The organism is Sphaerobacter sp. (genome assembly GCF_019683595.1).
Lineage (GTDB): Bacteria > Chloroflexota > Chloroflexia > Thermomicrobiales > Thermomicrobiaceae > Sphaerobacter.
On sequence record NZ_JADGHZ010000168.1, the window covers coordinates 1 to 7,216 of the forward strand.

Annotated in this window: 6 protein-coding genes; 5 read left to right on the plus strand and 1 reads right to left on the minus strand. The window is 68.5% G+C overall.

Annotated elements, in window-relative coordinates; translation table 11 throughout:
- Nucleotides 1-15 precede the first annotated feature (15 nt).
- Nucleotides 16-951, minus strand: a complete 936-nt coding sequence (locus tag IRZ30_RS14090) for a universal stress protein (RefSeq protein ID WP_294086081.1) — start codon at nt 949-951, stop codon at nt 16-18.
- Between the two features lie 225 nt (nt 952-1,176).
- Here IRZ30_RS14090 and IRZ30_RS14095 point away from each other — a divergent pair, with 225 nt between their 5' ends.
- The 5 genes from IRZ30_RS14095 to IRZ30_RS14115 all read left to right on the plus strand — a co-directional run bounded on the left by IRZ30_RS14095 (nt 1,177) and on the right by IRZ30_RS14115 (nt 7,040).
- The gene (locus tag IRZ30_RS14095) at nt 1,177-1,878 is read left to right on the plus strand and encodes a response regulator transcription factor (RefSeq protein WP_294086082.1); all 702 of its coding nucleotides are present in this window, start codon (nt 1,177-1,179) and stop codon (nt 1,876-1,878) included.
- Nucleotides 1,879-3,813, plus strand: coding sequence for an ATP-binding protein (locus IRZ30_RS14100; protein ID WP_294086084.1), 1,935 nt, complete (start codon nt 1,879-1,881; stop codon nt 3,811-3,813).
- A gap of 779 nt (nt 3,814-4,592) precedes the next feature.
- Entirely contained in the window at nt 4,593-5,114 is a 522-nt protein-coding gene (locus IRZ30_RS14105; RefSeq protein WP_294086085.1) for an Lrp/AsnC family transcriptional regulator, read from the plus strand.
- A 44-nt stretch (nt 5,115-5,158) separates the two neighbouring features.
- Nucleotides 5,159-6,448 carry an aminotransferase class III-fold pyridoxal phosphate-dependent enzyme gene (locus IRZ30_RS14110; protein WP_294086086.1) on the plus strand — a complete coding sequence of 430 codons (1,290 nt, stop codon included), beginning with the start codon at nt 5,159-5,161 and terminating at the stop codon, nt 6,446-6,448.
- On the plus strand, nt 6,426-7,040 hold the full coding sequence (locus IRZ30_RS14115) for a hypothetical protein (RefSeq protein WP_294086088.1): 615 nt from the start codon (nt 6,426-6,428) through the stop codon (nt 7,038-7,040). Before IRZ30_RS14110 ends, IRZ30_RS14115 begins: the two co-directional genes overlap by 23 nt.
- Nucleotides 7,041-7,216 lie beyond the last annotated feature (176 nt).

Sequence of the window (7,216 nt, forward strand, 5' to 3'; positions counted from 1 at the left end):
TCCCCGCCCCAGACGTCAGGCCGCCTCAACCGGCGCGGTCCCCGCTCGCGCCCACTCCGACGCGCCCTCCCCCCGCACACCCGGCGGCACCACCAGCACCGGCACCGTGCGGCTGCGGAGCACCTCGTCCGTCACGCTGCCGAATGCCCAGCGTTGCAGTCCACCCCGCCCATGCGTGGACATCACGATCAGATCCGCACCAGTCGTCTGTGCCGCGCGGATGATCTCCTCAGCCGGGCGGCCGACGCGGACCTCCCAGACGATGTGTGTGTCGGGCGTGCGATGCTCCTCCACGATTGCATCGAGGTAGGCACGCGCCTCATCCCGCACCTGCTCGGTCCACTCCGCGAGCAGGTCATCGTTGACGGGGATGACGGTTCCGCTCAGCCCGGCATAGGGTGCCAGCGAGTAGACCTCCGCGACCCGCACCAGCCCGAGGGTCGCGCCGGTCGCGCGGGCGATTGCCATGCCCAGCGGCAGCGCCGCCTCGGCCAGGGGCGACCCGTCAAGCGGCACCAGCACGTGCCGCATCCGGTCCCCACTGATGAGGGGGGCGCGTACGATCAAGACCGGGACGCTGGCGCGGCGGATGACCTGGTCGCTGACACTTCCGAAGAGGAGCCTGCTCACCCCACCGCGGCCGTGGGACGACATGACGATCATCGTCCTCGGCTGTTCGCGCGCCAGCGACAGCAGGGTTTCAGCAACGGGACCGAAGAGGACGCGGGTGGCGACCGGCACCGTGTCGACGTCGGCGATATGCTGGGCGACGACGGCGAGATAGCGTTCGGCCTCTTCCCGGTCCGGCTCGGCGATCCCAGGGACGGGAGGTGACTCCACGACATGCGCCAGCAGCAGGCTGCTCTGCAACGCGTGGGCCAGGTAGCGTGCCATCTCCAGGGCCTGCTCGGCGAGGGGGGAGCCGTCCAGCGGTACAATGATTCTGTCCATCGTCGTCACACTCTTTCTGTGGGCACCCCGCATTCGGCGGTGCGTAGAGTGCTTCTGATCAGAGCCTAGCAACCGGGCCGTGACAGCGCCGGTTCTGAGGAAACCCGCGACGTTACAAAGCCGTATCAATTTTCTGCGCCCAGAAGGTGGAATAAGGGTGTGCCGGGTATGCTTCGGATTGAAGCAGACTGCCGGTGGCGCTCTCCGCCGGACAAGGAGTCAGGTATGCGGAAGGATCTCGTTCTCGTAGCGGACGACGATGCGCCCATCTTGCGGTTGGTGCGCACCAAGCTCCAGGCGGATGGCTACAGCGTCGTCACCGCGATGAACGGCCGCGAGGCGGTGGAGATATTCGAGCGCGAGCGGCCCGACATCGTGATTTTGGACCTGATGATGCCGGTCATGGACGGCTTCGAGGCCATGCAGCGCATCAGGCAGATGGCCAACACGCCGGTGATCATGCTCACCGCGCGCTCCGGCCAGGCCGACAAGATCCGCGGGTTGGATCTCGGCGCCGACGACTACGTGACCAAGCCGTTCAACCCGGACGAGCTGTCGGCCCGGGTCGCCGCCGTCCTCCGCCGGGCCAAGGGTACGGTCGCCCCGGCGACGCAGGTGCTCAAGTACGACCGCGTCACCATCGATCTGAACAACCGGCAGGTGACGGTGGACGGCAAAGAGGTTCGCCTGAGCCGGACTGAGTGGGAACTCCTGTACCAGCTCGCGAGCAACGCGGGACGCGTCATGCTCCACAGCGAGTTGCTCTCGCGCATCTGGGGTCCGGAGTTCCGCGACGAAACCTATTACCTACGCACGTGGGTCAGCCGGCTCCGCGCCAAGCTCGAAGACGACCGCGAAAACCCGCGATTGATCACGACATTCCCCGGCATGGGCTACCGGCTGGAGTCCCCGAGCGAGGAAGGCTAGATGCCACGGCTCACCGTCCAGCCCCTCCTGGCCGCGCTCGAGACCGCCCTGGGCGTGCCCGCCCGCACGCTCGCGTCCGCCGGCGCGGAAATTCGGCGCGCTGCGCTGTACGCGCTCGGCGCCCAGCAGGAGGCGGACGGCGTTGCCGCGTTCGCGGTGGAGGGAAGGCGCTACCTGGCGACGCGTTACGGCCGCGGGCACGGGGCGATCGTCCTGTTCGGTCCCTTCCGCCACCCCGAGGATCCACCGTGCGACGCCCCGCTCTTGGACGCGCCGGCCGTGGCCCGGGCGAGGCGCGCCCTGGCGCAAGCGGCCGAGGGTCTCAGCCAGGTGATGACCGCAGAGCGCAAGCGCCTCGAGCTGGCCGCTCAGGTGGAACTGATCGACAGCGCCGCCATCGCCATCACCGGGGAACTGGAGCTGTCCACGGTGCTCCACCGCATCGTCGACCTCGCTCGCGACGTGGCAGGCGCGCGCTATGCCGCGCTCGGGGTCATCAACGAGCGCGGCGAGATCGTCTCGCTCATCGCGTCGGGAATGAGCGAGGAGGAGCAGGCACGGGTCCCGCACATCCCGCACGGCCGGGGCATTCTAGGACGCCTGCTCCGGGAGGGGAAGACGATCCGCCTCCGCGACCTGCGCACCAACCCGGACGCATACGGCTTCCCCGAGGGCCATCCAGAGATGCGCAGCTTCCTGGGGGTGCCGATCACGTCCCGTGGCCGCGTCCTTGGGAACCTCTACCTGACCGAAAAGCGATTCGCCCGCGACTTCACCGACGAGGACGTCCGGCTGGTGGAGCTGCTGGCGCGGTACGCCGGGGTCGCCATTGAGAACGCCGGGCTATACCAGCGCGCGGAGGCACAGCAGGCGCGCCTCCAGGCGATCATCGACCAGCTCCCGGAGGCCGTGCTCCTCGTTGAGCCCAACCCCGAGCGCGTGACACTGGCGAATACCCAGGCAGCGCATCTCCTCGGGTGGGAGATCCGTCCGCCGCTCTCTCTGGAGGAGTTCCTGGCAGCCAACCCCCGGTTCCAGGTCGATGACACACCCATGAACCCGGACGACATCCCGGTGGTCCGGGCGCTGCGCTACGGCGAGACGTCCCGGCGTGAGATCCGCATGGTTCGCTCCGATGGCCGGGTGATCACCGCGCTCGTCAACGCCGCGCCGGTGCGCGACGCCGGCAAGATCACGGCCGCCATCGCCGTCTTCCAGGACATCTCGGCGATCAAGGACGCCGAGCAACTCAAGGACGACTTCCTCTCGCTCATCTCCCACGAGCTGCGCACGCCCATGACGACCATCCAGGGGGGCGCGCTGCTCCTCCTGCAGAACGGAGCCGACCTCGACGAGCAGACTCGCCACGAGATCCTGACCGACATCGCGAATGAGAGCCGACGCCTGGCCGGCCTAGTCGAGAACATGGTCCAACTGGCCAACATCCGCGCCGGGCGATTCGGCATGGACTCCGAGCCGGTGCACCTGCGCACGCTGCTCCAGCGGGCGATCGACGCGATGCAGGAGCAGGAACCGAAGCACCCGTTCGTCCTCGACGTTGAGCGTGACCTGCTTGCCCTGGGCGACCCCGGGCGGCTCGATCAGGTCGTGCGCAATCTGCTGCAAAACGCGATCAAGTACGCACCCGCCGGAACCCCAATCGAGGTCAGCGCTGCCCGCGGTGAGAACGGCACGGTCATCGTCTCGGTGCGCGACCACGGTCCGGGCATCGACGAGGAAGACCTGCCGTTCGTCTTCGAGCGCTTCCAGCGCGGCAAGCAAGCGGTACTCCGCAACACCGCGGGCATGGGCCTGGGGCTCTACCTCAGCAAGCACCTCATCGAGGCCCACGGCGGCCAGATCTGGATCGAGCGACCACCCGACGGCGGCACCAGCATCCACTTCAGCGTCCCCGCGATCACCGACGACTTGTAATGGCCTTTGGCAAATCATGTGGGTGTACGCGGTCGGCCCGTGCCCGGGGGCGGTGGAGTTTGGCAAATTATTTCGGAGTCCGCCGGTCGGCCTGTGCCCGGGGCTCAAGCCGCCGGGCTGAATAGTGGGTAAGCCCACTGAAGGGGCTACGACGACCACATCCGGGCAGATCCGATCCGGCACCTTGCCCGGTCTAGCAATCCCAGCCGGCTTTCCTTGTCAGCCCGGCGGCTTGAGCCCCGGGCACAGGCCGGCGATGATGCTCCGCTCACCACCCCGCTACGCTTCGTCGTCGTTCCCAGCCGGCTTATGGAGCTTGACGAATTAACCTGGTCTACCCGCCAGCAATCCGCTCCCGTGCACATGTCATCCTGAGCGGAGCCGCCCGGTGGAGACTCGCCGGGCGGCGGAGCGAAGGATCTCGCGTCGGAGCGGCCACCCATCCCCGGGCACGGACCACGACGCGGTGCCCATCCCGCCGCCCATCCCGGCGATGGTCGGCAGACGCCGTAGCTGGCGGAGGCAGGCTGAGGTCGGGGCGGCCGGGATGCCTGATGACGTTGTCACGCTCCATTCGTACCACCGAGGGGCGTGCCACGTGGGGATTAAGGGCGCGTCCGGACTACTGCCGCTTCGGTGTCGCTCCCCTGATTCAAGCCCGTGCACCCCGATCGAATACCGGATTCCAGTCGATTCGACCGAAAGCTCTTCACTTTTTCCACTGTTTGCGCTTACAATGCCCTCACCCACACGTAGGGCTGAACGAAGGGCGAGAGGCTATGGCAAGATCCATTGATCAGATTGACCGTGCGATCATCGCGTGTCTCCAGGCGGACAGCCGAACCCCGAGCGCGGAGATCGCGCGCCGGGTTGGTGTGGCCGAGCGCACCGTTCGCGCCAGGATCGACCGTCTCGTGAACGACGGCGTGCTCCGCCTCGTCGCCGTGCTCAACCCGAGGGCCATCGGCTACGGGGTCACGGCCGATGTCTTCCTCGAAGTTGAGCTGGGGAGAGTTCAGGAGGTCGCGCAGACCGTCGCTGAGCTGGAGGAGGTCGGCTACGTCGGCCTGACTACCGGCGACCGCGACATCAGCCTCCAGCTCTTCGCGCCGTCGGTCGACGCCCTGTACGACTTCGTGACCGAGAAGCTCAACCGCATCCCGGGCGTCTTGCGCGCGAAGACGTTCGTGATCCCCCGCGTCGTCAAGTCGATCTACGAGTGGGAACTGCCTCAGAACCTGCCTAGCGGAGTCGCCCGCGGCGAGCATACGCCGCAACCGGCCAACCGCTCGCGTGCATGATCCCCGGGGCGCGGCCGCGCCGAAACAATCAGGAGTACCGCAAGATGCAACCACGAAGCGCGGAGCAGGAACGGCTCCTCCACCGTGCTGCGAGCGCGGTCGGCGGGTGCCTGGGCACCTTCCGGCTCCCCGACGACCTGGCGATCGTCGTCGCCCGCGGGTCGGGAAGCCGCGTCTGGGATACCGACGGACGCGAGTTCATTGACTACGTGCTCGGATCCGGTCCGATGCTGATCGGCCACGCGCACCCAGCCGTGGTCGCCGCGGTCCAGCGGCAGGTCGAACTCGGCTCGACCTTCTACACGCTCAACGAGCCGATCATCGAGCTCGCCGAGCGCATGATCGACGCGATCCCGTGCGCCGAGCAGGTGAAGTTCGTCAGCACCGGCACGGAGGCGACCCTGCACGCCATGCGCATCGCGCGCACCTACACCGGCAAGCCGCTAGTGCTCAAGTTCGAGGGAGGCTTCCACGGCGTCAACGACTACGCCCTGATGAGTGCGATGGCGCCGCGGCCGACCGACTACCCCCGGCCGATCCCGGACTCGGCCGGTATTCCGCGCGAGGTGGAGGCCGACGTGCTGGTCGCGCGTTGGAACGACATCGACCTCCTCCGCGAGCTGATCGCCACCCAGGCGGACCGCCTCGCCGCGGTCATCTGCGAGCCGCTGCAGCGGTCCCTCGTGCCCGCGCCCGGGTTCCTGGCCGAACTGCGCGAGCTGACGCGTCGCCACGGCGTGCTCCTCATCTTCGATGAGATCGTGACCGGGTTCCGCCTTGCCTACGGCGGCGGTCAGGAGCGCTACGGGGTCGTGCCGGACCTCGCCACCTACGGCAAGGTGATCGGAGGCGGCTACCCGCTGGCGGCGGTCGCCGGCCCGGCGGAGATCCTGGCCGTGACCGACCCGACCCGCCGCGGGAAGGCACCCTTCGCCTACCTCAGCGGCACGCTCAACGGCAACCCGATCAGCGCGGTCGCCGGGCTGGCCACACTCGACGTGCTGCGCGAACCCGGCACCTACGAGCGCCTGTACGCGACGACCGAGCGTCTCACGTCGGGCCTGAAGGAGTTGGCCGCCGAGCGCGACATCCCCATCGTCGTCGCCGGGGACGGCCCGGTCTTCCAGGTCTTCTTCACCGACGCTCCAGTGCACGACTACCCGGACGTGCTCAGGACCGACCGCGCCCGTGCGCGGGCCTTCGGACTCGCCTGCGTCGAGCGTGGCCTGTTCCTCAACCCGGGCGAGAAGTTCTACGTGTCCCTGGCCCACACCGACGAGGATGTGGACCGCACCCTGGAGATCTTCGCCAGTGCGCTCGACGCCATCGCCTGACACCACACGCATCCGGGGCCGCTGGGTCCGCACGGTGGAGGACGCCAAGCGCTTCGTGGAGGAGGTCGGCCTCTGCCTGATCTTCAGCGAGTCGGGGCGCCTCGGTTACCCGACGCTCTGGGACGTCGTCGACGCACCCGATAAGCAGCCCGGCGAGCGCGGCTTCGGCGAGCGTACGAACCTCGTCTGGCGGCTGAAGAACGATCTCCCGGCCGCGTACCCGGACGAGATCTTCTACGGCAAGCTCGCCAACGGGCGCGCGATGCTGTGTACCATCGAGCGGCTGGAGGAGATCCTGCGGGAGCAGCGCCGCGAGCCGGACGAGGTGAGCCGTGACGCACGCCGGCTGCTGAGCGTCATCGCGACCCGGCCGATCACCAACCGCGAACTGCGCGCCGAGGCGGGGTTCGACGGGCCGGGCGGGGAGCGGCGCTTCAATCGCGCGCTGCAGGAGCTCCAGATCGCCATGCTGATCGCCCGCGTCGACACCGACCCCGACACCTGGTTCCCGTTCGACGCCGCCTATCCGGGGCTCGCGGAGCGGGCGCGGGCGGCCCGGCGCCGGAGCCGCGCCGGCTCCCGTACCCGCTGACCCGGCCGCCGTGTTGCCGGCCGGAGCCGGTCGCACGACGAGTACGACTCGGGGATGGCGACACGAAGGTGGATCGGAGGCTTGCGGTGGCACGCGCGTACGTCCTGGTCAAGGCCGACGTGGGGCACGCGGAACACGTGCAGGCAGCCCTGGCACGCCTGCCGGGGGTTCGCGAC